This is a genomic window from Pseudonocardia sp. GCM10023141, from assembly GCF_042653605.1.
This window is the reverse complement of record NZ_JBHSIR010000024.1, coordinates 32,722-58,619: the sequence shown is the minus strand read 5'-3', so window position 1 is coordinate 58,619 and position 25,898 is coordinate 32,722. Positions and strand designations below refer to the sequence as shown.

26 protein-coding genes are annotated in these 25,898 nt (G+C 72.8%); 12 read left to right on the top strand and 14 right to left on the bottom strand.

Annotated features, from left to right (window positions below):
* Positions 1-21: 21 nt before the first annotated feature.
* Complete coding sequence (gene ppk2 / locus ACFPFQ_RS13030; RefSeq protein ID WP_379618281.1) at positions 22-1,053, top strand: polyphosphate kinase 2; 1,032 nt, start codon at positions 22-24, stop codon at positions 1,051-1,053.
* A 124-nt stretch (positions 1,054-1,177) separates the two neighbouring features.
* Here ppk2 and ACFPFQ_RS13025 read toward each other — a convergent pair whose 3' ends face one another.
* Positions 1,178-1,981: an EamA family transporter gene (locus ACFPFQ_RS13025; RefSeq protein ID WP_379618421.1), complete on the bottom strand. Its 804-nt coding sequence runs from the start codon at positions 1,979-1,981 to the stop codon at positions 1,178-1,180.
* A gap of 614 nt (positions 1,982-2,595) precedes the next feature.
* Positions 2,596-4,323, bottom strand: coding sequence for a DEAD/DEAH box helicase (locus tag ACFPFQ_RS13020; protein ID WP_379618279.1), 1,728 nt, complete (start codon positions 4,321-4,323; stop codon positions 2,596-2,598).
* Positions 4,324-4,518: 195 nt separating this feature from the next.
* Between ACFPFQ_RS13020 and ACFPFQ_RS13015 the strand changes: the two genes are divergently transcribed.
* From ACFPFQ_RS13015 to phaZ, 3 genes are read left to right on the top strand one after another with little or no spacing between them, the layout of a single operon-like run.
* A complete protein-coding gene (locus tag ACFPFQ_RS13015) occupies positions 4,519-5,616 on the top strand; it encodes a YihY/virulence factor BrkB family protein (protein WP_379618277.1) in 1,098 nt (365 codons plus the stop codon).
* On the top strand, positions 5,613-7,310 hold the full coding sequence (locus ACFPFQ_RS13010) for a PHA/PHB synthase family protein (protein WP_379618275.1): 1,698 nt from the start codon (positions 5,613-5,615) through the stop codon (positions 7,308-7,310). Before ACFPFQ_RS13015 ends, ACFPFQ_RS13010 begins: the two co-directional genes overlap by 4 nt.
* Positions 7,307-8,134 carry a poly(3-hydroxyalkanoate) depolymerase gene (phaZ, locus tag ACFPFQ_RS13005; RefSeq protein WP_379618273.1) on the top strand — a complete coding sequence of 276 codons (828 nt, stop codon included), beginning with the start codon at positions 7,307-7,309 and terminating at the stop codon, positions 8,132-8,134. The genes ACFPFQ_RS13010 and phaZ overlap by 4 nt, the downstream gene beginning before the upstream one ends.
* Here the strand turns inward: phaZ and ACFPFQ_RS13000 are convergent.
* Together ACFPFQ_RS13000 and ACFPFQ_RS12995 are read right to left on the bottom strand one after the other, a co-directional pair.
* Positions 8,072-8,746: a class I SAM-dependent methyltransferase gene (locus ACFPFQ_RS13000; RefSeq protein WP_379618419.1), complete on the bottom strand. Its 675-nt coding sequence runs from the start codon at positions 8,744-8,746 to the stop codon at positions 8,072-8,074. The genes phaZ and ACFPFQ_RS13000 overlap by 63 nt on opposite strands.
* Positions 8,747-8,854: 108 nt before the next feature.
* Positions 8,855-9,100, bottom strand: coding sequence for a DUF3039 domain-containing protein (locus tag ACFPFQ_RS12995; protein WP_379618271.1), 246 nt, complete (start codon positions 9,098-9,100; stop codon positions 8,855-8,857).
* Between the two features lie 50 nt (positions 9,101-9,150).
* Between ACFPFQ_RS12995 and ACFPFQ_RS12990 the strand changes: the two genes are divergently transcribed.
* Together ACFPFQ_RS12990 and ACFPFQ_RS12985 are read left to right on the top strand one after the other, a co-directional pair.
* A complete protein-coding gene (locus tag ACFPFQ_RS12990; protein ID WP_379618269.1) occupies positions 9,151-10,071 on the top strand; it encodes a pseudouridine-5'-phosphate glycosidase in 921 nt (306 codons plus the stop codon).
* A complete protein-coding gene (locus tag ACFPFQ_RS12985; RefSeq protein WP_379618267.1) occupies positions 10,068-10,949 on the top strand; it encodes a carbohydrate kinase family protein in 882 nt (293 codons plus the stop codon). Before ACFPFQ_RS12990 ends, ACFPFQ_RS12985 begins: the two co-directional genes overlap by 4 nt.
* Before the next feature lie 49 nt (positions 10,950-10,998).
* Here the strand turns inward: ACFPFQ_RS12985 and ACFPFQ_RS12980 are convergent, their stop codons facing one another.
* The 4 genes from ACFPFQ_RS12980 to ACFPFQ_RS12965 all read right to left on the bottom strand — a co-directional run bounded on the left by ACFPFQ_RS12980 (position 10,999) and on the right by ACFPFQ_RS12965 (position 12,945).
* Positions 10,999-11,313 (bottom strand): DUF3099 domain-containing protein, encoded by a 315-nt coding sequence (locus ACFPFQ_RS12980; RefSeq protein WP_379618265.1) that lies wholly within the window; start codon positions 11,311-11,313, stop codon positions 10,999-11,001.
* Between the two features lie 133 nt (positions 11,314-11,446).
* Positions 11,447-11,842 (bottom strand): helix-turn-helix domain-containing protein, encoded by a 396-nt coding sequence (locus ACFPFQ_RS12975; protein WP_379618263.1) that lies wholly within the window; start codon positions 11,840-11,842, stop codon positions 11,447-11,449.
* 9 nt (positions 11,843-11,851) lie between these two features.
* Positions 11,852-12,445 (bottom strand): HhH-GPD-type base excision DNA repair protein, encoded by a 594-nt coding sequence (locus tag ACFPFQ_RS12970; RefSeq protein WP_379618261.1) that lies wholly within the window; start codon positions 12,443-12,445, stop codon positions 11,852-11,854.
* Positions 12,446-12,459: 14 nt separating this feature from the next.
* Positions 12,460-12,945: a hypothetical protein gene (locus ACFPFQ_RS12965; RefSeq protein WP_379618259.1), complete on the bottom strand. Its 486-nt coding sequence runs from the start codon at positions 12,943-12,945 to the stop codon at positions 12,460-12,462.
* Positions 12,946-13,039: 94 nt separating this feature from the next.
* Here ACFPFQ_RS12965 and ACFPFQ_RS12960 point away from each other — a divergent pair, with 94 nt between their 5' ends.
* Positions 13,040-14,539 carry a DUF7059 domain-containing protein gene (locus ACFPFQ_RS12960; RefSeq protein WP_379618257.1) on the top strand — a complete coding sequence of 500 codons (1,500 nt, stop codon included), beginning with the start codon at positions 13,040-13,042 and terminating at the stop codon, positions 14,537-14,539.
* Positions 14,536-14,961 carry a D-aminoacyl-tRNA deacylase gene (gene dtd, locus ACFPFQ_RS12955; protein ID WP_379618256.1) on the top strand — a complete coding sequence of 142 codons (426 nt, stop codon included), beginning with the start codon at positions 14,536-14,538 and terminating at the stop codon, positions 14,959-14,961. The genes ACFPFQ_RS12960 and dtd overlap by 4 nt, the downstream gene beginning before the upstream one ends.
* Positions 14,962-15,035: 74 nt before the next feature.
* Here dtd and ACFPFQ_RS12950 read toward each other — a convergent pair whose 3' ends face one another.
* From ACFPFQ_RS12950 to ACFPFQ_RS12940, 3 genes are all read right to left on the bottom strand, one after another.
* Complete coding sequence (locus tag ACFPFQ_RS12950) at positions 15,036-15,473, bottom strand: hypothetical protein (RefSeq protein ID WP_379618255.1); 438 nt, start codon at positions 15,471-15,473, stop codon at positions 15,036-15,038.
* A 101-nt stretch (positions 15,474-15,574) separates the two neighbouring features.
* On the bottom strand, positions 15,575-15,970 hold the full coding sequence (locus ACFPFQ_RS12945) for a helix-turn-helix domain-containing protein (protein ID WP_379618253.1): 396 nt from the start codon (positions 15,968-15,970) through the stop codon (positions 15,575-15,577).
* Between the two features lie 55 nt (positions 15,971-16,025).
* Entirely contained in the window at positions 16,026-17,696 is a 1,671-nt protein-coding gene (locus tag ACFPFQ_RS12940) for a PHA/PHB synthase family protein (RefSeq protein ID WP_379618251.1), read from the bottom strand.
* A 251-nt stretch (positions 17,697-17,947) separates the two neighbouring features.
* Between ACFPFQ_RS12940 and ACFPFQ_RS12935 the strand changes: the two genes are divergently transcribed.
* The 4 genes from ACFPFQ_RS12935 to ACFPFQ_RS12920 all read left to right on the top strand — a co-directional run bounded on the left by ACFPFQ_RS12935 (position 17,948) and on the right by ACFPFQ_RS12920 (position 21,683).
* Entirely contained in the window at positions 17,948-19,129 is a 1,182-nt protein-coding gene (locus tag ACFPFQ_RS12935) for a DUF3141 domain-containing protein (RefSeq protein WP_379618249.1), read from the top strand.
* A 256-nt stretch (positions 19,130-19,385) separates the two neighbouring features.
* Positions 19,386-20,369 (top strand): sigma-70 family RNA polymerase sigma factor, encoded by a 984-nt coding sequence (locus tag ACFPFQ_RS12930; protein ID WP_379618247.1) that lies wholly within the window; start codon positions 19,386-19,388, stop codon positions 20,367-20,369.
* Positions 20,370-20,625: 256 nt separating this feature from the next.
* A complete protein-coding gene (locus ACFPFQ_RS12925) occupies positions 20,626-21,141 on the top strand; it encodes a flavin reductase family protein (protein ID WP_379618245.1) in 516 nt (171 codons plus the stop codon).
* Positions 21,138-21,683, top strand: coding sequence for an NAD(P)H-dependent oxidoreductase (locus ACFPFQ_RS12920; protein ID WP_379618243.1), 546 nt, complete (start codon positions 21,138-21,140; stop codon positions 21,681-21,683). The genes ACFPFQ_RS12925 and ACFPFQ_RS12920 overlap by 4 nt, the downstream gene beginning before the upstream one ends.
* A 72-nt stretch (positions 21,684-21,755) precedes the next feature.
* On the opposite strand, the gene ptsP is transcribed toward ACFPFQ_RS12920, so the two are convergent.
* From ptsP to dhaK, 3 genes are all read right to left on the bottom strand, one after another.
* A complete protein-coding gene (ptsP, locus tag ACFPFQ_RS12915) occupies positions 21,756-24,113 on the bottom strand; it encodes a phosphoenolpyruvate--protein phosphotransferase (RefSeq protein WP_379618241.1) in 2,358 nt (785 codons plus the stop codon).
* Between the two features lie 116 nt (positions 24,114-24,229).
* Positions 24,230-24,859, bottom strand: a complete 630-nt coding sequence (gene dhaL / locus ACFPFQ_RS12910; RefSeq protein WP_379618239.1) for a dihydroxyacetone kinase subunit DhaL — start codon at positions 24,857-24,859, stop codon at positions 24,230-24,232.
* The gene (gene dhaK / locus ACFPFQ_RS12905) at positions 24,856-25,857 is read right to left on the bottom strand and encodes a dihydroxyacetone kinase subunit DhaK (RefSeq protein ID WP_379618237.1); all 1,002 of its coding nucleotides are present in this window, start codon (positions 25,855-25,857) and stop codon (positions 24,856-24,858) included. Before dhaK ends, dhaL begins: the two co-directional genes overlap by 4 nt.
* Positions 25,858-25,898 lie beyond the last annotated feature (41 nt).

Here is a 25,898-nt window from a genome sequence, read left to right as displayed (position 1 = left end):
CGGTACGACGATCGTCAACGGGTGGACTTCCCCGCTCTCCCGCACCTCGCCCACCTCGCCGCCGATCACTCCAGCCTGCACGTGGACGACTCCGACGACGACGACCCCGTGCTCATCGGCCCGGACGGCGCGAAGATCGACACCTGGCGGGAGGGCTACCCGTACGACGAGCGCCTCTCGCGCGCCGAGTACGACCGCGTCAAGCGACTCCTGCAGATCGAGCTGTTGAAGCTGCAGAACTGGATCAAGGAGACCGGCCAGCGGGCCGTCATCCTGTTCGAGGGCCGCGACGCCGCCGGCAAGGGCGGCACGATCAAGCGGTTCATGGAGCACCTCAACCCGCGCGGCGCACGGGTCGTCGCACTGGAGAAGCCCAGCGAGCGCGAGTCCACCCAGTGGTACTTCCAGCGCTACATCTCCCACCTGCCGGCGGCCGGCGAGATCGTGCTGTTCGACCGCAGCTGGTACAACCGCGCCGGCGTGGAGCGCGTCATGGGCTTCGCGGAGGCTCGCGACTACATGGAGTTCCTCCGGGAGGCCCCCGAGCTGGAGCGGATGTTCGTGCGCAGCGGGATCCACCTGGTCAAGCTGTGGTTCTCGGTGTCGCAGAACGAGCAGCGCACGCGGTTCGTGATCCGTCAGGTGGACCCGGTCCGCCAGTGGAAGCTCTCCCCCATGGATCTCGCCTCACTCGACAAGTGGTCGGAGTACACCGAGGCGAAGGAGGCGATGTTCTTCTACACCGACACCGCCGACGCGCCGTGGACGGTGATCAAGAGCAACGACAAGAAGCGCGCCCGCCTCGAGGCGATGCGCCACGTGCTGCGCCTGTTCGACTACCCGGGCAAGGACCTGAGCATCGCCACCGACCCGGATCCGCTCATCGTCGGGCCGGCCGCGTCCCTGTTCGAGTTCGGCGAGCAGCCCGGACATTTTCCGGCGCTGTCGGCGCCGACCGTCCCACCGGGCCCTTCGACACTGTCGTCCACGTCACACCCGGCCTCGCAGCCGGGCCGTGACGAGCCGTCACAGCAGCCCGAAAACGGGGCCTGATCAGCGGCGCGACACGCCGGCACGATCCACTGCGGGTTCACCCGAGCGCCGCGCCGTCACCCGACCGGTGCTGGTTTCGCGCACGGAGCGTTGCACCTTCGGGTATTACTCTGCGTGATGGCCCTCACGTTCGGCCCACGGGATCGCCGTCGCGCGAGCGCAGCCCGACGGCGGCGATCACCGCGGCGATCCCCACCCCCTCGGAGACGTTCGGCAACTGGCCCAGCGCGACGAGGCCGACGACCGTCGCGGTGGCCGGCAGCAGCGCCAGCAGCACGGCGAAACGGGCCCTCCCGACACGGCGCAGCACGACCTGGTCCAGGACGTAGGGCACGACGCTGGACGCCACGCCGACCCCGACCGCCACGAGCACGACAACGGGGTCGGCCAGTGGCGCGAGGCCGGCCGGACCGCCGAGCAGCAGCAGCGGGGAGCACAGCACCGAGGCCACGACGAAGCCCACGGCCAGGTCGTCGAACCCGTTGCCGGCGCTCGCCACCCGCTTCCCCAGCACGATGTAGGCGGCCCACAGCGCCGCGGCCGCGAGGGCCCACAACACCCCCGAAGGGCTCCCTGACCAGCGCACATCCGCAATCAGCGCCACACCGGCGGCGGCCAGCACCACGGCGACGACGTCGCGGGGACGGCGCGAGGACAGCGCCGCGACCGCGACCGGGCCGCAGAACTCGATCGCCACCGCGGTGCCGAGCGGCAGCCGGGCGATCGCCTCGTAGAACGCCACGTTCATCAACGCGGTGGCCAGGCCGAACCCGGCGGCCCGGAGCAGCCGGTCACGGCGCCACGCGGCCCGTCCCGGACGCCGCCACAGGATCAACACGATCGTGGCACCGACAACCCGTAACACGGCCACCACGGACGGCGACAAACGATCAAAGAGACCAACGGCCAGCGCCGCACCGAGATACATCGAGACGGCCCCGATCACGAACAGCGCCGGAGCCGGAACCCGACTCCGCACGCCTGTCGTCACAACTCCATACGGTAATCGGCCGCAAAGTGATGTTCACAAGCCATCCCTTGCGGTGTCACCCGGCGCGCCGCATCATTCACTCGTAGTCAACTGAATCTGCGGTGACACCGAGGCGTCGAGGCGGCAACTCGCCGAAGGCCCACGGACGTCGATTCCGGTGCCGGACGTGATGATGGTCGCGTCGGACCCCGGGAACATCGCAGGGGTGCTGTACGTCTGGGAAGAGTGGGCGCACCGCGCAAGCGGTCGTCACAGCAAGTGGCTCCGGGGCTTACCCGGAACCGCGACGGAGGGAGACCGCTATGCAGCCAGGAACCCTGACCCGGCCCGAGTTGACCCTTGCAGACCGCTGTGACCGATGCGGGGCTGCAGCCAAGGTTCGCGCGGTACTCCCCTCGGGTGGTGAGTTGCTCTTTTGCGGCCACCACGCCAAGGCGCACGCCGACAAGCTCCGCGAAGTGCAGGCCGAGGTCCAGTAACCACGACGATGCGATCACAGGGCGGGAACCGGTGTGGTTCCCGCCCTGTCGCATGTCCGGGGTGCGCGGGCCCTAGCGCCAGGAGCGCAGGGTGGCGATCCGCTCCTCGAGCTGCTCGATGCTCGCCATCGCCGTGGGCGGTCCGCCGCACTTGGCCCGCAGCTCGGCGTGGATCTTGCCGTGCGGCTTGTTGGTGCGGTGGTTGTGCAGCGCCACGAGCGTGTTGAGCTCCTTGCGGAGCTTGTTGATCTGCTCGCGCACCGACAGCTGCACCCGCTCGACGGGCGGCGCGACCACGGGCGGCGCCGCGGCGGCGCTCTTGCGCTGTGAGCGCGAGAGCCACTCCTTCTGGCGCTGGCTCAGCAGCGTGCGCACCTGGTCGGGCTCCAGCAGCCCGGGCAGGCCCAGGTAGTCCTCCTCGTCGGCGGAGAACGACGTGCCCTCGTAGATGAGCTGGTCGAGCTCGGCGTGGGCCTCCAGCGCGGTGAAGGCCTTCTCGTCCTCCCCCGGCTCGTCCTCCTGCCGGTTGGCCTGGGCGAGCAGCTCGTCGTCCCACTGCTCGTCGGCGCGGTGCGGCTTGCCCAGCACGTGGTCGCGCTGGGCCTCCAGCTCGCTCGCGAGCCCCAGCAGCACCGGGACGCTCGGCACGAACACCGACGCCGTCTCCCCCGGGCGTCGCGACCGCACGAACCGGCCGACGGCCTGGGCGAAGAACAGCGGCGTCGACGCGCTGGTGGCGTAGACCCCCACGGTGAGCCGCGGGACGTCGACGCCCTCGGACACCATCCGGACGGCCACCATCCAGCGGTCCTCGGACTCGGAGAAGCGCTGGATCCGCGCCGAGGCTCCCTGCTCGTCGGACAGGACGATGACGGGGGCGGTACCTGTCACTTCGGTGAGGATCGCCGCATAGGCCCGTGCGGTGGTCTGATCGGTGGCGATCACCAGCCCACCGGCGTCGGGCATGCCGCCGTTGCGGTGCCCCGTCAGGCGCCGGTCGGCCGCCTCCAGCACCGCCGGGATCCACTCGCCGCCGGGGTCGAGCGCGGTGCGCCAGGCGCGGGCGGTCTGCTCGGCCGTGAGCGGCTCACCCAGCCGGGCGGTGATCTCCTCACCCGCGCTGGTGCGCCAGCTGGAGACGCCCGAGTAGGCCAGGAACACCACGGGCCGCACGACGCCGTCGGCCAGCGCCTCGGCGTAGCCGTAGTTGTGGTCGGCCCGGCTGCGCAGCGCCCCCTCGGCGTCGGGCAGGTAGTCGATGAACGGGATCGGGTTGTCGTCGCTGCGGAACGGCGTGCCGGTGAGCGTCAGCCGCCGGGTGGCGGGCTCGAAGGCCTCCTTGACCGCGTCGCCCCAGGACCGGGCGTCGCCGGTGTGGTGGACCTCGTCGAGTATCACCAGCGTGCGCCGGTTCTCGGTGCGGGCGCGGTGCAGCAGCGGGTGGGCCGCGATGCCGGCGTAGGTGACGGCGATGCCGGTGTAGTCCGACGACGTGGCGCCCGTGGAGTTGCGGAAGTCGGGGTCGATCGCGATCCCGACCGCGGCGGCCGCCGCCGACCACTGGTGCTTGAGGTGCTCGGTGGGGGTGACGATCGTGATGTTGCTGATCACGCGGTCGGCCAGCAGCTCGGCGGCCACCCGCAGCGCGAACGTCGTCTTGCCGGCGCCGGGCGTGGCGACCGCGAGGAAGTCGCGGGGCGCCGCGGCCAGGTAGCGGGCCAGCGCGCTGCGCTGCCACGCTCGCAGCGGACGTGCCGACGGAGCGATCTGCTGGGCCTGGGACACGCAACTCCCTGACATCTCGACGGCAGATGATCGGCCCTGCTCGGGCACCCGCCTCGGTGCGGGGCCCCTGGCAGCCATCCGGTGCTCGGCGTTCTCGGGGCGTCGGCCAGAGTAACCGGGACGCCTCAGCCGACGCGTCATGACCCGCCCGGCCCGCCGCGCGTCCACCATGCGTGGACCTTCCTGGGCGGGGAGCATCCTGGAGAGGCGATGACCCCCACCGAGCCCGCGTCCTCCGCAGCGACCGCCGGACCGGCGTCCCCACCCCGGCGCCCACCCCGGCGCGCCACGCTGGGCCGCGCCGATCTCGGCCGCGTCGCGCGGCGGACGCTGGGCAAGGCCTGGGACGACGACATCTTCTCCCACTCCGCGCAGGCCGCGTTCTGGCAGGCGCTCTCGCTCCCGCCACTGTTCCTGGGCCTGCTGGGGGCGCTGGGCTTCGTCGGGGGCTGGTTCGGGCCCGAGACGGTCACCACCGTGGAGACCGGCATCATCGGGTTCGCCCGGCGGGTGTTCACCTCCGACGTCGTGGACCAGATCATCGCGCCGACCGCGCAGAGCATCCTCACCACCGGGCGCGCCGACGTGGTGTCGATCGGGTTCGTGATCTCGCTGTGGGCCGGGTCGTCCGCGGTGGCCTCGATCATCGACTCGATCACCGACGCCCATGGCCAGAAGCTCGTGCGCCACCCGGTGTGGCAGCGGATCTTCTCGCTGCTGGTCTACCTGCTGGCGCTCGTGGTGGCCGTGTTCACGCTGCCGATCATCGCGCTGGGGCCCGACCTGCTGCCCGACGTCCTGCCGGCCGCGTGGCGACCGGCCGCGGTGCAGGCCATGGCGTCGTTCTACTACCCGGGCACCGGGCTGCTGCTGGTGGTCGTCCTCACGGCGCTCTACAAGGTGGCGCTGCCGCTGAGCCTGCCGTGGCGGCGGCTGCTGCCGGGCGCGCTGCTCGCGATGGTCGTGTTCATCGCCTCCACCACCGGCCTGCGCTTCTACATCGCGGTGCTGATCAGCTCGGGCTACACCTACGGCGCGCTCGCCACCCCGATCGCGTTCCTGCTCTTCGCGTTCCTGCTCGGGCTCTCGATCGTGCTGGGCGCCCACCTCAACAACGCGATCCAGGAGGTGTGGCCGCGGCCGCTGCCCGAGCAGCGCCGATGGCAGCGCTGGTGGCCACCCCACGAGGAGGCGCCCCCGGCCGCGGATTCACCCGCTCCGGATTTGCCAGCACCCACCGCCACCACCCAAGCTGATCCCGGCCAGAGCGTTCGGGTAGCACCCGCCGTCGAGAAGGAGCCAACGTGACCCACTCGACCTCCGAGAGCACGGGAGCCGACGCCGACGTCGCCACCGGCCTGGACATGCTGCTCACCGACGGTGCGCTCGGCCCGCTGCGCCGGATGCTGCCCGCCCTGCCCGCGCTGCGCACGGTGGCGGCGCTGGCCGGCAGCCCGGTCACGGTCGCGCGCCGCACGGCCGGTCTCGCCACCGAGCTGGCGCGGATCGCGGTGGGCCGCTCGGCGGTCGCCCCGAACCCGAAGGACAAGCGCTACGCCGCGCCTGCCTGGTCGAGCAACCCGGTGCTGCGCAGGCTCGTGCAGGCCCATCTCGCGGCCAGCACCACCGTCACCGACCTCGTGGCCGACGCAGAGCTCGACTGGGCCGACCACGAGCGGGTCATGTTCGCCGTCGGCAACATCGCCGACGCGCTCGCACCGAGCAACAGCCTGCTCAACCCGGTGGCGCTGCAGGCGGCGCGCGACACCCGCGGCGCGAGCCTGGTGCGCGGCACGAAACGGCTGATCGACGACATGTCCGCACCGCCGCGGGTGCCGTCGATGGTGGAGCCCGACGCGTTCACCGTGGGCGTCGACATGGCCGCGACGCCGGGTGCCGTGGTGCTGCGCACGCCGGTCTTCGAGCTGATCCAGTACCTGCCCCAGACCGAGCAGGTGCGCGAGCTCCCGGTGCTGGTGGTGCCGCCCACGATCAACAAGTTCTACGTGGCCGACCTCGCCCCCGGACGCAGCATCGTCGAGAACCTCGTCCGCGGCGGCCAGCAGGTGTTCCTGATGTCGTGGCGCAACCCGGGCGCCGAGCACGCCCACTGGGACCTCGACACCTACGGCCAGGCCATCCTCGACGCGATGAGCGCGTGCGAGCGGATCACCCGCACGCCGTCCACGGCGCTGATGGGCTTCTGCTCCGGCGGGATGATCACCTCGATGCTGCTGGGCCACCTCGCCGCCACCGACGAGCTGCACCGGGTGGCGTCGATGACGTTCGCCGTCACCGTGCTCGACCAGGAGAAGGCCGGCACCACCGGCGCGCTGATGGACCCGGAGACCGCGCGCGCCGCCGTAGCGGCGTCGGCGAAGAAGGGCTACCTCGACGGGCGCACGCTGGCCGAGGTCTTCGCCTGGCTGCGGCCCAACGACCTGATCTGGAACTACTGGGTCTCCAGCTACCTGCGCGGCGAGCCGCCCAAGGCGTTCGACATCCTGTTCTGGAACGCCGACACCACCCGCATGACGGCCGGGCTGCACCGCGACTTCATCGACGTCGCCCTGCGCAACGCGCTGGTCACCCCGGGCGAGGCCACGATGCTCGGCACGCCCGTCGACCTCTCGAAGGTCGACACCGACACCTACGTGATCGCCGGCATCGCCGATCACCTGTGCGCCTGGCAGTCCTGCTACCGCACCACGCAGCTGCTGGGCGGGTCCAGCAGGTTCGTGCTCTCCACCAGCGGCCACATCGCATCGATGGTGAACCCGCCGGGCAATCCGAAGGCGAGCTTCCGGGTCGGGCCCACCACACCCGCCGATCCCGAGCGCTGGCTGGCCGCTGCGGCCACGGAGAAGGGCTCGTGGTGGCCCGATCACCTGAGCTGGCTCAGCACGCGCAGCGGCGCACTGCGCGACGCTCCGCCGGAGCTCGGTGGGCGGGGGCTGCACGCGATCACCCCGGCGCCCGGCGACTACGTGCTGGCCCGATGACGGGCACGGGCATCGCCGCCGAGGAGTTCGAGCTCACCGTCCGGCGGCGCCGGCTGCGTGTGTCGGTGCGCCGGGCGTCCGGCGCCGGGCCGTCGCGCACCCCGTTGGTGCTGCTCAACGGCATCGGGGCCCCGCTGGAGCTGCTGCAGCCGTTCGTCGACCAGCTGCCACCCGGGCTCGAGGTGATCCGGTTCGACGTGCCCGGCATCGGCGGGTCGCCCATACCGGTGGTGCCCTACCACATGTCGACGTTCGCGTCGGTCGTCGGCACGCTGGTGGAGCGGCTGGGCTACGAGCGCGTGGACGTCATGGGGTTCTCCTGGGGCGGCGGGCTCGCCCAGCAGTTCGCGGTGACGCAGCGGCGCCGCTGCCGCAAGGTGGTGCTGGCCGCCACCGGCATGGGCTCGCTCATGGTGCCCGCCCGCCCGTCGGTGCTGGCGAAGATGCTGACCCCGCGGCGACACCGCGACGCCGCCTACGCCACCACGATCGCCGGGCAGATCTACGGCGGCACGATGCGCGAGCACCCCGAGCGGGCCGCTGCGGTGCTGCACAACTACTCGCGGCGGGGCCCGCAGCGCGGCTACTACTACCAGCTGCTGGCGGGCGCCGGCTGGAGCAGCCTGCCCGCGCTGGGCCTCATCCGCCGTCCCACCCTCATCCTCGCGGGCGACGACGACCCGATCATCCCGCTGGTCAATGCCAAGATCATGGCGCGCGGGATCCCGGGGGCCCGGCTACACGTCTACCGCGGCGGGCACCTAGCGCTCCTGACGGAGGCTGTCGAGCTCGCGCCGGTCGTCGACCGCTTCCTCCTCGCCTGAGCAGTCGGGGCAGGGATAGTCGACGCACTCCGCGCCGTGGGACACCATCGGTGCGGCGGCGACGGCGAGCCGGAACGAGGACTGCCTGCTGGACTTCATGGTGTGCATCTCGACGATGTCGACACCCGCGTCGGCGAAGCTGCCGCGGAACTCGTCCTCGTAGGTGACGCGCCCGAACTCGATGGTGGTGAAGTGGCGGATCAGCGGCTTGAGCCGCTCCCGCACCGGTGACCGGTGGTGGTGGAACGTCTGCGTGGCGAACACGCTGCCGCCCGGTGTGAGCAGCTTCGCGACGTGCGCGATGGCCCCCGCCGGATCGGGCAGCAGCATCAGGCTGGCCGAGAAGTAGACGGCGTCGTACGGGCCGTCGGTGTGGTCGTACACCGACGCCAGCTTCGCCGCGACCCGGCCGCTGAGCCCGGCCCTGGCGAGGTTGCGGTGGCAGCGCTGCAGGTAGTCGGCGTCGATGTCGAGGCCGTCGATGCGCAGCTCGCGCTCCCGCACGAGGTCGGCGCAGCCGGCCAGCGCCGCTCCGGTGCCGATGCCGACGTCGAGCAGGCGGGCCCGCTCGGGCAGCCGGCCCAGCACCTCGCGGTACCAGCCGGTGGTCATCCCGGCCACGAGTCGGTCGTACGCCCAGCCACGAACGGCGCGGCGGGCTGAGTGTGATGCCGGGTGTGATGCTGGGTGTGCTGCGGTGGCGTTCAGCCCTGACCGTCCTCAGTCCTTGCCGGGGCGCAGCGACTCGTAGATCTTCTTGCAATCCGGGCAGACCGGCGAACCGGGCTTGGGCGAGCGGGTGACCGGGAAGGTCTCGCCGCACAAGGCCTGCACCATGTTGCCGAGCACTGCGCTCTCGGCGATCTTGTTCTTCTTGACGTAGTGGAACATCTTGGGCTCGTCGGTGCCCGTTGAGTCGGTGCCCTCGGGGCGGGTCTCGACGTCGGGCAGCACCTGGGTGGCCATGGATACATGATACGTCCCCCGTCCCGGGCCGCAGGTAGGCTGCTGCCACCATGATCGCTGCACCGCCTGCCGGCCCCGTCCGGACGTCCCCCGAGGTCGCCGAGGCGCTCGCCGCGGGGCGCGCCGTCGTCGCGCTCGAGAGCACGCTGCTCGCCCACGGGCTGCCCGCACCCCAGAACCGCGCCGCCGCCGACGAGCTGGAGGCCGCCGTGCGTGCCCACGGCGCCGTCCCGGCCACCGTCGCCGTGCTCGACGGCGTCCCCAAGGTCGGGCTGTCGGCCGCCGAGCTCGATCGCGTGTGCGGTGATGACCTGGTCAAGCTGTCCGTGCGTGACCTGGGTGTCGCCGTCGGGCTCGGCCGCGACGGCGCCACCACGGTGGCCGCGACGGCCGCGCTCGCGCGCATCGCCGGGGTGGAGCTGTTCGCCACCGGCGGCCTCGGCGGGGTGCACCGCGGGGCCCGCGACACCTGGGACGTCTCGGCCGACCTGGCCGGGCTCGCCGCCACCGCCGTGCTCGTCGTCTGCTCGGGGGTCAAGTCGATCCTCGACGTCGCCGCCACGCTCGAGGTGCTCGAGACCGAGTCCGTCCCCGTGCTCGGTTACGGCACCGACTCCTTCCCCGGTTTCTACCGCCGTGATTCCGGACACGCCGTGCCGTGGCGCGTCGACTCGCCCGCCGAGGTGGCCGCCGTGTGGCGGGCCCACCGGTCGCTCGGCGGGGTCGCCGGGGCCGTGCTGGCCCAGCCCGTCCCGGCCGCCGACGAGCTCGACGCGGCACTGCACGACCGGCTGCTCGCCGAGGGGCTCATGCTGCTCGCGGAGCGCGGCATCACCGGCAAGGACGTCACCCCCGCGCTGCTCGAGCACTTCCACGCCGGCAGCGGGGGTGCCAGCCTGCACACCAACCTCGCGCTGGTGAAGGCCAACGTCGTGCTCGCGGCACAGGTGGCCGTCGCGCTGGCGTCGTGACCGGGCGCGTGCTCGTCGTCGGTGACGTGGCCGCCGACGTCCTCGTCACCCCGCTGGCGACACCTGTGCCGGGTGCCGATGTGCGCGCCCGGATCCGCACGACGGCGGGGGGTGCGGGGGCCAACACCGCGGCCTGGCTGGCACACCTGGGCGCGACCGTCACGCTCGTGGCCAGGGTCGGTGACGACGCGGCCGGGCGCGGCGCCGCCGCCGAGCTCGCGGCCGCCGGCATCGACACCGCGCTGGCCGTCGACCCGCAGCACCCCACCTGCACGGTCGTGGCGCTGCTGCACGACGGCGACCGCACGCTGCTCTCGGACCGGGGTGCGGCCGCGTACCTGTCCCCCGCCGATCTCCCCGACCCGGCGGGCGCCACCCACCTGCACCTGTCGGGCTACGTGCTGCTCGACGCGTCGTCGCGGCCGGCGGGGATCGCGGCACTCGCGGCGGCCCGCGCGGCCGGGCTCAGCACGTCGGTCGATCCGCAGGTCGCGCCGGCGCTGGGCCCGGCGTTCCTCGACCTGGTGCGCGGCGTCGACCTGCTGCTGCCCAACGCGGCGGAGCTGGCCGCGCTCGGCGGGATCGCGGCCGTCCGACGGTCGGTCGGTGCCGTGGCCAGCACGGCCGCGGGTGGCGTCGCCACCTGGCAGGACGGAGCCGGGACGTGGAACGTCGCGGCCCCCGCCGTCGAGGTGGTGGATGCGACGGGCGCCGGCGACGCGTTCAACGCCGGGGTGCTGCTGGCCCGGCTGCGCGGCGCGGACCCCGAGGCCGCGCTGCGGGCAGGGTGCGCCGCAGGAGCAGCGGCGGTGAGCGCACTGGGCGCGCGCCCGTCACCCTCGGCAACCCCCACCCCGTCGAGAACGACGTTGTCGTGATCAAATAGCCCTTTTGATCATGATAGGTGCGTTCTCGACGGTTGGAGGGTCAGCCGTCGATCACCGGGTGTGACCGGGATTCGAGCTGCGGGCGGTCTCCCTTGTAGCGGTTGGGGTCCTCGGACTTCTTCGGCAGCCGGTCGTTGGCGATGAGCACGGCCATCCACGGCAGCGGGATGGACAGCACCAGGAACGTCACGGCCAGCCACGGCGTCTGGTAGCAGATCGCGGCCAGGATCATCAGCGGGATGCGGAGCCCCATCATGATCTTGTAGCGGCGCTTGCGGGTGGCCAGCTCGTCCTCGTACGAGCGGGGTGCATCCGTGATCAGTACCGGATCCACGGGACGCTCGGCCTCTGTCACGGAAACTCCTCGCTGGCGCGATCGCGGCGCCTACCCAGCGTCCCGGGGACGACCTGCACCCGCCCGGGAACCGCCTCGCGCCTCATGGTGCCACCCGCCGGTCGCCACCGCGCGCCGGGTTCGGGCCACGTCCTCAGTGCGGGGCGGCGTTGCGGTGCAGCGCGACGTCGCCCACCACACCCTCGGACACGACGTCGAGCAGCCGGATCGTGAGATCCCCGGTGACGCTGTAGCGCACGAGCCGGCCCTCGCGGTGGGCGGCGACCATGCCGTGGGCGCGCAGCAGCCGCAGCGCGTGCGACACGGCGCTGTCGCTCATACCGACGGCGAAGGCCAGGTCGGAGACGCACAGGTTGCCGGCATGGTGCAGCGCCAGCAGCAGCGAGAGCCGGTTGGCGTCGCCGAGCGCGTCGAGCACCGCGGCGGCATGCTGCACCTGCGCGCCGTCGGCGAGGACGGCCGTGGCGTCGCACACCTGATCGGCGTCGATGATCCGCATGTCGCGGCGGGCCGTGGGGACCTGGTGCACAGAACGAGCTTATCCCTTGCCGGCCGCGGCTTCCTTGGCTGCGGCCTTGGCCGCCTGTTTGAACGCGCGGACCTTGCCCAGCGACTCCGGATCCACGACGTCGGCCACCGACTTGTAGACGCCGTCGACCCCGTAGCCACCCGCGGCCTCGCGCCAGCCGGTGGGGGTGACACCGCGCTGCTTGCCCAGCAGGGCGGTGAAGATCTGCGCCTTCTGCGGTCCGTAGCCCGGCAGCGCGACGAGCCGGGCGTAGAGCTCCCGGCCCTCGACGACATCGCGCCAGATCGTGGTGACGTCGCCGTCGTACTGCTCGACGATCGCGGCGCACAGCGTCTGCACCCGGCCGGCCATCGACTTCGGGTAGCGGTGCAGCGCCCGCGGCGTCGCGAAGATCGTGATGAGCGCGTCGGTGTCGTACCCGGCGATCTCGCGGGCGTCGAGGTGATCGCGGCCCAGCCTGCGGGCGAGCTCCGAGGGCGCCCAGAACGCGTGCTCCATCGGCACCTGCTGGTCGAGCAGCATCCCGATGAGCAGCGCGAGGGGATCGCGGTCGAGCAGCGCGTCGGCCTCGGCGTCCTGCGCGAGCGCCAGTGTCCTCGTCATGCCGGCCTCCCTGGTCATGGCCTGATACTGGCACGGCGCCGCGACCGCCACACATGACTCCACCCGCTCCGCGCCGGCCAGGCCCCTCCCAGCGCGAGAACTGCCCCGGCCGTGGTGACGACGATGCCCGTGAACACCCGCTTTCCCGCGGCCTGGCGGATCACGGTGGCCGGGTGCATCGGGTCGTAGACCAGCTCGACGGTGGCCCCGGTGGGCTCGGTGCCGCCCCCGGTGAACGTGTGGCGGGTGCCGTCGACCGCCTGGAACGCGATGGTGAGCTCGGTGTTCCCACTATCCCCAGCTGCCGTCGCGCCCCACTCGTGACGATCGACCACCGTGCCCACGGCCACGACGCCGCGCTCGTCGAGCACCGCACCCTCGCCGATGATGGTGATCCCCCAGAGCAGGACGGCTCCCGAGACCGCCACCCACCCCACGACCCGCGCGACAGCGGCCAGGCCCGGCTCGACCCGCCACCACCACGACTCCCATCTCCCCACGGGATCGATCGTGGCAGGTCCCCCCGACATTCGTGGCCCCCTGCATTCCTGGCCCCCTGCCGACCGCCCACACCCGGCGCGGCACGATCATCGGATGCTGCCCAACCTGTCCCCCGCCTCCGCGGATGCGCTGCGCACGGCGTTGCAGCGGGTCGGCTACACCACCGACGGGGTCCGCGAGCTGCTCGGACCCGGCGCGCACAGCGCGCTCGCCCGCGACGAGGTCGTGCCGGCACTGCGCGCCGCGGCAGGCCCGGACGACCTCGCCGTGCTCGTGCGGCTGCTGCTGCTCGGCACCACCGAGCCCGACGCCGCCGTGACCGCCGTCCTCGCCCCGCTGACGCCTGCCGCCGCCGCGGAGGCCGGCCTGCTGCGCCGCGACGGCGACGGCTGGCGCGCCGCGCTGGACCTGCGGCCCTACGGCGACGACTCCGACGGCACCGAGAAGGCGGAGTGGTGGGTGCTCTCGGACCTCGACCTGCGCCGCCAGGACCGCGACCACGTCACCGGCGTGGGGGCGGCGTCGCTGACGCTGGCCGCCGCCACCGTCCGGCGCCCGGTGGGCACGCTGCTCGACCTCGGCACCGGCTGCGGTGTGCAGGCCCTGCACGCCGGCCGCCACGCCGCGCGCGTCACCGGCACCGACCTGGCGCCGCGCGCGCTGGCGCTGGCCCGCTCCACGTTCGCCCTCAACGGGCTCGACGTCGAGCTGCTGGAGGGGCCGTGGCTGGAGCCGGTGGCCGGGCGCCGGTTCGACCAGATCGTGTCCAACCCGCCGTTCGTGCCGGGGCCGCCGCGCATCGACTACGTCTACCGCGACTCCGGGCAGGGTGGCGACGACGCGCTCGGCGCGCTCATCCGTGACCTGCCCGGCCACCTGGAGCCCGGTGGGGTGGCCCAGCTGCTCGGGTCCTGGCTGCACGTCGAGGGCGAGGACTGGCCGGACCGGGTGCGTTCCTGGCTCCCCGACGGCGTCGACGCCTGGATCCTGCAGCGCGAGGTCGCCGACCCGGCACTGCACGTGGGCACCTGGCAGCGCGACGCCGGGCTCGACCTCGCCTCCCCCACGGCGCGCGAGCAGGCCGGGGGCTGGTTGGACTGGCTGGAGCGCGAGCGCGTCGAGGGCATCGGCTTCGGCCTGATCACGCTGCGCCGCACCGGCGGCGCACCCACCGTCGTCTTCGAGGACATGGCGGGCGCTGTGGACGACCCGCTCGGGCTCGAGGCGCAGGGCTGGCTCGACCGGGTGGAATGGCTGCGCGCCCATGCCGCCGACGAGGCGCTGCTGGGCGCGCGGCTCGCCGTCGGGCCGCAGGTGGTGCTGGAGCGCTACGCCGAGCCCGGCACGGGTGACGACATCGGCTGGACCGAGGTCGGCGCCGCCGTCGCCCGGCTGGACGGGCCCCGCTGGCGCCACGAGATCGACGAGCCCGCTGTGGCGCTGCTGGCCGGCTGCCGCGGTGATCTCGCGCTGGGCGAGCTGGTGGAGCTGCTGTCGTTCGCCCACGACCGCCCCGCCGACGAGCTGGTGGCCGCGACGCTGCCCGCGGTGCGCGAGTTCGTGCGCCACGGCCTGCTGGTGCCGGTGCCGTGAGGGCCGTCGCGGCGCGGGTGACGCGCGCCTCGGTGCGGGTGGGCGGCGAGGTCGTGGGCGCGATCGACGGGCCGGGCCTGCTGGTGCTGCTCGGGGTGCACCGCGACGATCCGGCCGAGGCCGCGGCCACGATGGCCCGCAGGCTCCACGAGCTGCGCATCCTCGACGGTGAGCGCTCCTGCGCCGACCTCGGTGCACCGCTGCTCGTCGTCAGCCAGTTCACGCTCTACGGCGACGCCCGCAAGGGCCGCCGCCCGACGTGGTCCGCGGCCGCCCCGCCCGAGCAGGCCGCCCCGATCGTCGAGGCCGTGGTGGCGGCACTGCGCGAGCGTGGTGCCACCGTCGAGACCGGGGTCTTCCGGGCCCGGATGGAGGTGGAGTCGGTGAACGACGGTCCCTTCACCGTGATCATCGACGTGTGAGGGCACCGGCACGCGAAAGCCCCGTCCGAACGTGCCGGACGGGGCTTGCGCCTACTCCTGCGGGGAACCGCGGGTCAGCTCTTCGGCGTGGCCTTGGCGGCGCGGGTGGTGGCCGCGGTGGCCTTGCCCACGACCGACTCGGCGGCCTTGCTGACGCTCTCGCCGGCCGCGACGGTCTGCGCGGTGACGGTCTGCGTGGCCTTCTGAGCGGCCTGGGCGGCCTGCTCGGTGGCGGACTCGGTGGCCTTGGCCACCTGCTCCGTCACGGACTCGGCGGCCTGCGTGCCGGCGGCGAGCACCGTCTGCGCGAACTTGCGCTGGTTGTCGAGCACCTGCTGCGCGAAGTCGAAGTAGCGCTCCACGAACACGCCGGCGTCGGGCAGCGTGGAGTGCGGGGTCGCGAAGTTGCCCGCGACGCTCTGCACCGTGTCGGCCCACGTGCGGACAGCGGAGGTGACCGCTTCCTGGGTGCGGTTGGCGATGTCGGCGAACTGGTCGGTAGCTGCAGTCATCGGTTCGTCCCTCCTGGGATCGGATCAGCTCCTCGGGGTGGGGAACCTGCTACCCATACTGCGCACTGCCGTTAAGTATGTCAAGCAACGATGGTGTGTGCTCAGGCACTCGCGACGTAGCTGCGGTACACGGCCAGCAGCGCCGTGCGCTGCTCGGGACTGAGCCGCGGATCGGCCCGGATGGCGTCCTCGGTGCCGGTGACGGGCTCGGCGACGGGCGCGGAGTCCGTGGCGCCGGTGGCCCAGCCGCCCTGCTTGAGCAGCTGCTCTGTGGACAGCTGCAGCGCGTCGGCGATGGAGTGCAGCACCTTGAGCGAGGGCTGGTGCAGCCCCCGCTCCACCTGGCTCAGGTAGGCGTTGGACACGCTCGTCATCGAGGCCATCTCGCGCAGCGACAGCTTGGCCAGCTGCCGCTGCGCGCGGATGAAGTCGCCGAGCGCGTTGAACTGTGCCGACCAGCCTGCGGTGGTCACGGGGTCTTCCGGTCGCGCACTCATGTGCCCATCATCGCGCCTCACCGCACCGGCGAGCCACCCAACACCCGGCCGGCACTCAGCTGCCCAGCACGTAGCTTCCGGGTGCGTCCTGGAGTCCCGGATGGGCGGCGCTGCCGATCGCGCGTGCCGGCACCTGCTCGCCCGCCCGCTCCGCGATCCACGGCGTCCAGTCCTCCCACCAGCTCGTCCGGTGCTCGGCGGCGTCGTCGCGCCACCGCTGCGAGTCGGCACCCAGCGCGCCGACCGGGCCCGTCCAGTGCCGCGACTTCGACGAGGGCGGGTTGACGACACCGGCGATGTGCCCGGAGTTCGACAGCACGAACCGCACGTCGCCGCCCAGGTGCGTGGCGCCCTGGTAGGAGGAGCGCCACGGCGCGATGTGGTCGGCCTCGGCACTGATCACGTAGGCGTCCTGGCGCACGGCGGCGAGGTCGAGGCGCTCACCGGCGAGCTCCATCTTGCCCTCGGCGAGCTGGTTCTCCTGGTAGCAGGTGCGCAGGTACTCGGCCTGCATGGCCGCCGGCATCCGCGTCGAGTCGGCGTTCCAGCTGAGGATGTCGAAGGCGGCGGGGTCCTCCCCCAGCAGCCAGTCGTTGATGACGTAGTTCCACAGCAGGTCGCTGGGTCGCAGCATGTCGAAGGTGGTCTTCATGCTCTCCGCGGGCAGGTAGCCGGTGCGGCGCATGCTGCGCTCGAGCCGCCCCACCGTCTTGTCGTCGATGAAGACGCCCAGCAGGCCCGGCTCGGTGAAGTCGAGCAGCGTGTTCATCAGCGTGATCGATCCGATGCGACCGTCGTTGCGGGCCGCCGACCAGGCCGCCGCGGCCGTGGCCAGCGTGCCGCCGAGGCACAGGCCAGCGACGTTGACCTGTGGCGCGCCGGTGATCTCCTGCACCACGTCCAGCGCGGCGAGCGGGCCCTCGCGCAGGTAGTCGCTCATGGTGACGTCACGCAGGGACTCGTCGGGATTCCGGTAGCTGATCATGAAGACGGTGTGGCCGTGCGCGACCGCCCACTCCACGAGGCTCTTCCCCGGCGCAAGATCCATGATGTAGTACTTGTTGATCCACGGCGGCGAGAGCAGCAGCGGCGTCGCGTGCACGGTCTCGGTCTGCGGCGCGTACTGGATCAGCTCGATGAGCCGGTTGCGGTAGACCACCGTGCCCGGTGTGGTCGCGAGGTCGCGGCCGGGCACGAACTGGCCGGGCGTGGTCTGGCGCGGCAGGCCCTTGTTCGTCACCGCATCACGCAGCGCGTTGCGCGCACCGCGGACCAGGCTCAGCCCGCCGGTCTGCAGCGCCTTCGTGAGCATCGTCGGGTTGGACCACGGGAAGTTGACGGGCGCGGTGGCCGCGACCGCCTGCTGGACCAGGAAATCGATCTTGCGCCGGGCCGTCGGCGAGAGCTCCAGCCCCGACGCGACGGCCTGCAGCTGCTCGCTGAAGAGCGTGTGCTCCTGGCGGAGCAGGTAGTAGAGGGCGTTGCCCTCCCACGCCGGATCGGCGTAGCGGCGGTCCTTGTCCGGCACCGTGGCCGGTCCGGCGCTGTGGCCGCCCAGCCCGCGCTGCACCGCGGCGAGCGTCGCGCGGCTCGAGCTCGCGGCGAGCGCGGAGGCCGCCCTGGCCACTGGGAGAGGGTGGCGCGCCAGCGCCTTGGCAGCCTCGCCGAGAGCGCCGGCGAACCCGATCGGGTCCACGGCGGCAGCGAAGCCTTCGGGATCGAGCATCTCGCGCACCGTGCTTGTTGCCTGTCGCACCTGCGCGGCAGGGCCACTCGGACGGGTCACGTCGTCGCCTCCTGAAGGGGTTCCGGGTTCGGATGAGTACCCATGGTGACGGTGTACTCACCGGTAGGCAGCGTGGCCCGCACCAGGTCACGTGAGTGCCCGGTCACGTCCCCATCTTGCTTGACATGCCGAGCAGAAGTTACCGTTGAGTAGTACGGCACTGCCGCCGTACCCGCAGGGAGGAGCCGGTCGTGACCACTGGGGAATCCGGACCGACGATCACCGACGCCATGCAGCACCTCACGGCCTACAACGCCGCCGCAGGCGCGCGGTCGATCGCCGAGGTCACCCGCGCCGCAGGTACGGCTTGGGTCGACGCGCTGACGGGGGCCGTGCCGCCTGCCGGCCTCGCCACCAGGGGCCTGCTCTGGTGGACCACCATGGCCGACCGGCGCGCACCGCAGTGGCACCTGCCCAACGAGATCGTCCTGACCACGGCGTTCGCGCACCTGCGTGATTTCTCACCCGCGACGGCGGACCCGGACCTCATCCCCACCCTGGTGCTGCCCCCGCAGGCCGGGCACTCCAGCCACGTCATCGACTTCGCGCCGGGCCAGAGCCAGCTCGAGACGATCGCCGCCGCCGGGCTCGACCGGCTCTACGCGCTGGAGTGGCGCCCGGCCACCACCGCCACCCGCGGCGTGACGATCACCGACTACCTCGACGTGATCGACCGTTCGATCCGCCGGATGGGCGGGCGCGCCAACCTGGTCGGCGACTGCCAGGGTGGCTGGCTGGCCGCGATCTACGCCGCACTGCACCCTGAGCGCGTGCACACGCTCACGCTCGCCGGGGCGCCGATCGACTTCCACGCCGGCGAGTCGGTGATCGCCTCGTCCACCCGTGCGCTGGGCGGGTTGTTCGGCCTCGCCCCCTACCGCGCGATCGTGGCGCTCGGCGGCGGCAACATGCCCGGGTCGGCGCCGCTGGCCAACTTCATCGCGATCCAGCCGCAGTCCGAGATCGGCCGGCAGCTGGACCTGCTCAACAACATCACCGACGACGCGCACGTGGCGCGCTACCGGGTGTTCGAGGACTGGTTCAAACACACCCAGGACATCCCCGGCGCCTTCTACCTGTGGCTCGTGGAGCACCTGTTCCAGCGCAACGAGCTCATCGCGGGTGACCTCGTGATCGCAGGTCGGCGCGCCGACCTGCGGGCCATCACCTGCCCGCTGTTCCTGCTGGCGGGCTCCACCGACCACATCACACCGCCCGCCCAGCTGTTTGCCGCGGCGGCCGCCGTGGGTACCCCCGGGGAACTCGTGACGCAGCGAACCGCCACGGGTGGACATCTGGGGCTCTTCATGGGGCACAACGCCCTGGCCGAGGACTGGCCGGTGCTGATGGCGGGCGTCTACGCGCTGTCCTGAGGAAACGAGCTCCTGAGGACAAGCTGAGAGTTGCGTCGCCACCACGCAGCGTCGGGAACGTTCTGCTGGAAGCGCACGTTCTACCCCATGAGAGCTTCGGGCGGCAGGCGCCAGCAACGCCCCGCCCGGGTCGCGCAGGGGAGGAACTCCAGCTATGAGCACGCAAACCCTGTCGGAAGCGCCGAGCATCCCGAGCCAGCGTACCGACTCCATCCGCCGAAGCGAGCGTACCGACTTCGGCAGCGATGACGCCAGCATGGATGAGACCGTGACCACCGGTCGTCCCGAGCTGTCCGCAGAAGACCTCGACGCGCAGAGCCCGGCAGCAGACCTGGTGCGCGTCTACCTCAACGGCATCGGAAAGACCGCACTGCTGACGGCCGCGCAGGAGGTGGATCTCGCCCGCCGCATCGAGGCCGGCGTCTTCGCCCAGCACGTGATCGACACCTCGGCCGCCGAGGGCACCGAGCTGGACCAGCAGTACGCCCGTGACCTGCGCGCCATCGTGCGCGACGGCCACCGCGCCCGCAACCACCTGCTCGAGGCCAACCTCCGGCTCGTGGTCTCGCTGGCCAAGCGCTACACCGGGCGCGGCATGCCGCTGCTCGACCTGATCCAGGAGGGCAACCTGGGCCTGATCCGCGCGGTCGAGAAGTTCGACTACGCCAAGGGCTTCAAGTTCTCCACCTACGCCACGTGGTGGATCCGCCAGGCGATCACCCGCGGCATGGCTGACCAGGCCCGCACCATCCGGCTGCCCGTCCACCTGGTGGAGCAGGTCAACAAGCTGGCGCGGATCAAGCGTGATCTGCACCAGAAGCTGGGCCGCGACGCCACCCACGAGGAGCTGGCCACCGAGTCCGGCATCCCGGAGGAGAAGATCGCCGATCTCCTCGACCACGCCCGCGACCCGGTGAGCCTGGACATGCCGGTCGGTTCCGAGGAGGAGGCGCCGCTGGGCGACTTCATCGAGGACGGCGAGGCCACCGACGCCGAGACCGCGGTCATCTCGCGGCTGCTCCACGACGACCTGCGCCGGGTCCTGGCCACGCTGGAGGATCGCGAGCAGCACGTGATCCGCATGCGCTACGGCCTCGACGACGGCCAGCCGCGCACCCTCGACCAGATCGGTCGCCGCTTCGGGCTCTCGCGGGAGCGCGTGCGGCAGATCGAGCGGGAGGTCATGTCCAAGCTGCGGATCGGCGAGCGGGCCGACCGGCTGCGCGCCTACGCCAGCTGATCGACCCGCTCCACCGACACGTTGCCCTGACCGGCACCGTCCACTGGGCTCCCCGTGAGCGCGGACGGTGCCGGTCGACGTGTTGTCTACACGTCGCACCGGCAGTTGCGTAGCCGACCCGGCCGACACCGCCGCGATTTCACCCCAACGTGGGCGGCCGCTTCGGGTGGGCTTTCCCGATCCGTTGTGGTGTCCGACACGCCACTCCGTGGCCGAAGACATGGTGATGGGCCGCGACCGCACCTAGGGTCGTGGCATGACGGGTAGCGCACCACCCGGCCCGGTCTCGCCTGTGGTCATGCGAGACGTGCTGGGTCATTTCGTGACCGGGATCGTCGTCATCACGGCCAGCGGGCCGGACGGGGCGATCGGCTTCACCTGTCAGTCCTTCTCGTCGCTGTCGCTGGACCCCCCGTTGGTCAGCTTCTCCCCCGCCCGCTCGTCCACCACGTGGCCGCGGATCCGCGAGATCGGCACGTTCTGCATCAACGTGCTCGCCGCCGACCACCAGGACGTCAGTCGCGGGTTCGCGCGCTCGGGCATCGACAAGTTCGAGGGTGTGGAGTGGCGGCCCGCGCCGTCGTCGGGCGCGCCGGTGCTGAGCGGGGTGAGCGCCTGGGTGGACTGCGCGCTGTGGGCCGAGCACGACGGCGGCGACCACACCATCGCCGTCGGGCGGGTGCTGGACCTGGGCGCCGACCCGTCGCGCCTTCCCCTGCTGTTCTACCGCGGCCGCTACGGCGTGACCGCAGACCCCGAGGAGTCGCGTTGACCGTCACGATCATCGGTGTCGCCGGCGGCCCCGAGGCGGGCGGGCGCACCAGCACCGCGATCGCCGGGGTGCTCGCGGGCGCGGCCGCCACCGGTGCCACCACCACGCTGCTGGAGCTGTCGGCCAGCCCCGTCGACGAGGTCATCGCGGCGATCGAGGGCGCCGACGGTGTCGTGTTCGGCAGCCCGATCTACCGGGCCACCTACAGCGCGCTGCTCAAGGACCTCCTGGAGCGCACCGAGCGCGGCAAGTGGGGCGAGTCCACCGCTCCCCTGCAGGGCAAGGTCGCCGCCACCGTGCTGACCGGCGCCAGCGGCCATCACTTCCTGGCCACCAACGATCTGCGCGGGGTGCTCGCGAGCTTCTTCGCCGTGCAGGTGCTCTCGCCGGGGATCTACTTCGACCACGGCGCCTACGTCGACCGCTCCACCCTGACCGACGACAGCGCGGCGCTGACGGCGGCCCACGGTGCGGCACTGGCCGATCTGGCCGCCGCGGTGCGGGCGTCCAAGGCGCTGAGCGCGATCACGCCCCAGGTCTGAGCTCGCACACACCTCCAGGGCACGGCACACACCTCCTGCGGTGTGTGCCGTGCTGCTGCGGTGTGTGCGAGCTCAGTGAGCGGCGCGGACGGCCGCGGCGCTGGGCGCCGTCAGCGCCGCCGCCGCGCGGTGGGCGCACTCCGCCGCGTCGAGCGTCCGGACCTCTTGCTTGGTGGCAGCCACCGCGGGCGGGGTGACGCTCAGCTCGCGCACGCCGAGCCCGACGAACAGGGCGGCGGCCAGCGGGTCGGCGGCTGCCTCCCCGCACACCGCCACGAGCGCGCGCTCCCCCGCGGCGCGGCACACGGCGTCGACGAGGCGCAGCACGCCCGGATCGACGGCGTCGGCGAGGTCCGCCACGGCGGCGTTGCCGCGCTCCGCGGCCAGCGCGTACTGGGTGAGGTCGTTGGTGCCGATCGAGAAGAAGTCGACGTGGGGCGCGAACGCCGCGGCCTTCAGCGCCGTTGCCGGTACCTCGACCATGATCCCCACCTCCAGCCCCGCCGGGGTGCCACGACCGTCCGCGACGATCGCCGCGTCGAGCGCGGCCCGCGCCGTGAAGAGCTCGTCGAGCACCGCCACCATCGGGAACATGATCGACATCGGTGACTCGTGCGCCACCCGGACGGCGGCCAGTAGCTGGTCGGCGAGCAGGTCGGGGCGCCGCCGCGCGAGCCGGATGCCGCGCAGGCCCAGGTACGGGTTCGCCTCGGCGGGCAGGGGCAGGTAGGGCAGCGGCTTGTCACCGCCGACGTCGAGCGTGCGCAGCGTGACACGCCTGCCGCCCGCCGCCGCGGCGACCTCGCGGTAGGCCGCCACCTGCTCGTCGACATCGGGTGCCGCGGCGCGGCCGAGGAACAGGAACTCCGTGCGCAGCAGCCCGACCAGATCGGCGCCACCGACCGGGTCCGTGGTCGCCGCGACGTTGGCCCCCACCAGCACTTGCACCCCGTCGCGGGTCACCGCGGACTCGCCGGCGTGCTGCGCCGCGGCGCGGGCGCGGGCCCTCGCGGCTCCGGAGCGGGCGCGGAACGTCGCCGCCTCCGTGGCCGACGGGTCGATCACGAGCTCGCCGGTGGTGCCGTCGAGCGCCAGCAGCGTGCCGTCGGGCACCGCGAGGACGTCCGGTCCCGCTCCCAGCACGGCGGGCACGGCCCGGGAGCGCAGCAGGATCGCGCTGTGCGCGGTGGCGCTGCCCCCGGCGAGTACGACGCCCGCGGTGACGGCCGGGTCGAGCAGCGCCGCCTCGGCGGGCGTGAGGTCGGGCGCGACGAGCACGGCGCCCGCGGGCACCTGCCCCAGCCCGGTGGGCGCCCCGACGAGCGCCCGCAGCACCTGGTCGCCGACCGCCCGGACGTCGGCCGCACGGGCGGCGAGGTAGGCGTCGGGCAGCGCGTCGAAGGCGGCGGCCGCCGCGTGCACCGCATCGGCCCAGGCCCGGCCCGCGGACGCACCTGCGGCGATGGCGGCGGCGGTGGGGTCCAGCAGCGCCGGGTCGTCGAGCAGTTGCAGGTGCGCGTCGAAGATCTCGGCGCCCGCGACGGTGGCCGAGGCGCCGATCTCGGCCCGGACGGCGTCGCGGGCGGCGTCGAGCCCGGCCTGCTCGGCCGTGGGGTCCCCGGCAGGCGCCTGCGGGATCACGACGGCGGGCTGCCGCACCGCGAACGCCCTCCCGACAGCGATGCCCGGCGAGGCCCCGACCGGCCCCCCGGCCGCCGGTGGCGATGGCGGCGCGCCGCCGACCGCGGCGCCCATCATCGCGAGCACCGACGCCAGCGCGTCGGCGGTGGATGCCGCCACCTCGATCTCGTGGCCCTGCAGGGCGCTCAACGTCGCGATCCGCGACAGGCTCGCGCCCGGCACCCAGCCGGAGCCGGTGGTGGTGTTGCGCAGCCGCACCTCGGCGCCCTCGAGCGAGCGCACCAGCGTGACCAGCCGCGCCGCGGGGCGGGCGTGCAGACCGTGCGGATCGGCGACGACGAACGCGCCGCGCACCGCGGGTGCGGTCTCGGCGCCAGTTCCCGGCTCGGCGGGTGGGGCCAGCTGCGCCAGCTTGCCCGCGAGCGCGTCGGCGGCCTCCGCGGCGACCTCCGCACGGCTTGCCCCGCCTGCCGCCGAGACGGCCGCGACGACCAACCCCTCCACCAGTGGCGCCGGGCACAGCAGCGCGCGCCCGGGATCGTCGAGCAGCTCCAGCGCCAGCTCCGCCGACAGCACCGCGCTGCCCAGGTCCATGAGCACCACGACGCCGTCACCCCGGTCGGCCGCGGTGATCGCGGCGGCGATGGCGACGGCGTCGGTGCCGAAGGCGTGCGCGTCCAGGCCGGCGGCGATCTCGATCGGCGGCTCCCCCGGCGCCATCTCCCGCGCCAGCGCAACCGCCGCCGTCGCCAGCGCGTGGCTGTGCGAGACGACAACCAATCCGATCATGCTTCGGCCCCCGAGCCCCGTTGCCCCCGTGCCCCTCGTTGCAGGAAGGCCACCTTGCAGCGAGAATCTTGCGGCAAGCTGGCCTTCCTGCAATGGGGTTGGGGCGGGAGTCACCCTCAGCCGAGGGTGGCGGCGGCCGTCTCCAGCAGCAGCGCGGTGGACGTGGCACCCGGATCCTGGTGGCCCACGCTGCGCTCGCCCAGGTAGCTCGCCCGGCCCTTGCGCGCGCGCAACGGTGTGGTGGCGTCGCGACCGGCGGCCGCGGCGTCGGCGGCGGCCCGCAGCGCCCCCGCGATGTCCTCGGGTGCGGCCGCGAGCGCCCCGTCGAACGCGGCGACGGCCGGGACCAGCGCGTCGAGCATCGTCTTGTCGCCGACCGCCGCCTTCCCCCGTGCGACGACGCCGTCGAGACCGGCGCGCAGCGCGGCGGCGAACGCGGGACCGTCCAGTTCGGACGCCGGGCCCGCCGACTGCGCCATCCGCAGGAAGAACGTGCCGTAGAGCGGCCCGCTCGCCCCACCGACGGTGCTGACCAGCGTCATCCCGGCCTGCTTGAACAGCGCGCCCGGATCGGCGGCCGGGCCGGTGTCCAGCTTGGCGACCACGGCCTTCATGCCCCGGGCCATGTTGGACCCGTGATCGGCGTCGCCGATGGCCGAGTCCAGCTGCGTCAACAGCGCCTCGTTGTCGCTCACCGCGTCGGCGAACGCCCGGATCCAGCGCTGCAGCGACCCGACGTCGATCACACGCCCCACCGCAGGCCCGCCGTGCGCACCGGCATGTCCCAGAGCCGCTCCAGCTCGTCGTCCATGGCCAGCAGCGTGAGCGAGCAGCCCGCCATCTCGAGGCTGGTGATGTAGGGCCCGACCAGCGAACGCACCACCCGCACGCCCGCGGCGTCGAGGAGCTTGGCGACCTCGTTGTACATCAGGTACAGCTCCAGCAGGGGCGTGCCGCCCATGCCGTTGACGAACGCGAGCACGCCGCCGGCTCCGGTGAAGTCCAGATCTGCGAGAACGGGCTCCACCAGCTCGCGGGCGACGTCGCGGGCCGGCATCGCCTTGACCCGGCGTCTGCCCGGCTCGCCGTGGATGCCGATGCCGATCTCGATCTCGTCGTCGGGCAGGTCGAACGTGGGCCTCCCCGCGGCGGGCACCGTGCAGGACGTGAGCGCCATGCCCATGCTGCGTGACCGGGCGTTGACCCGGCGCGCCATGTCCGCGACCGCGGCCAGGTCGCGCCCCTCGTCCGCGGCGGCGCCGACGATCTTCTCCAGCAGCACGGTGGCGCCGACCCCGCGGCGGCCCGCGGTGTAGAGGCTGTCCTGCACCGCGACGTCGTCGTCGACGACCACCGACACGACCTCGACGCCCGTCTCCGCGACGGCCAGCTCGGCCGCCATCTCGAAGTTCATGACGTCACCGGTGTAGTTCTTGACGATGTGCAGCACGCCCGCACCGCCGTCGGCGCCGCGCGTGGCGGCGAGCATCTGGTCGGGAACCGGTGAGGTGAACACCTCACCCGCGCAGGCCGCGTCGAGCATCCCGGGTCCGACGAACCCACCGTGCATCGGCTCGTGTCCCGACCCGCCACCCGAGATCAGCGCGACCTTGCCCGCCACCGGGGCGTCGCCCCGATAGATGATCTTGTTCTCATGGTCGATGCGCAGCTCCGGATGGGCTGCGGCCATGCCCTGCAACGCCTCCGCGACCACATCGGCGGGATCGTTGATCAACTTCTTCACAGCGGCGGGCTCCCTGGTGCGACGTCAGGTCCCCGTAAGCT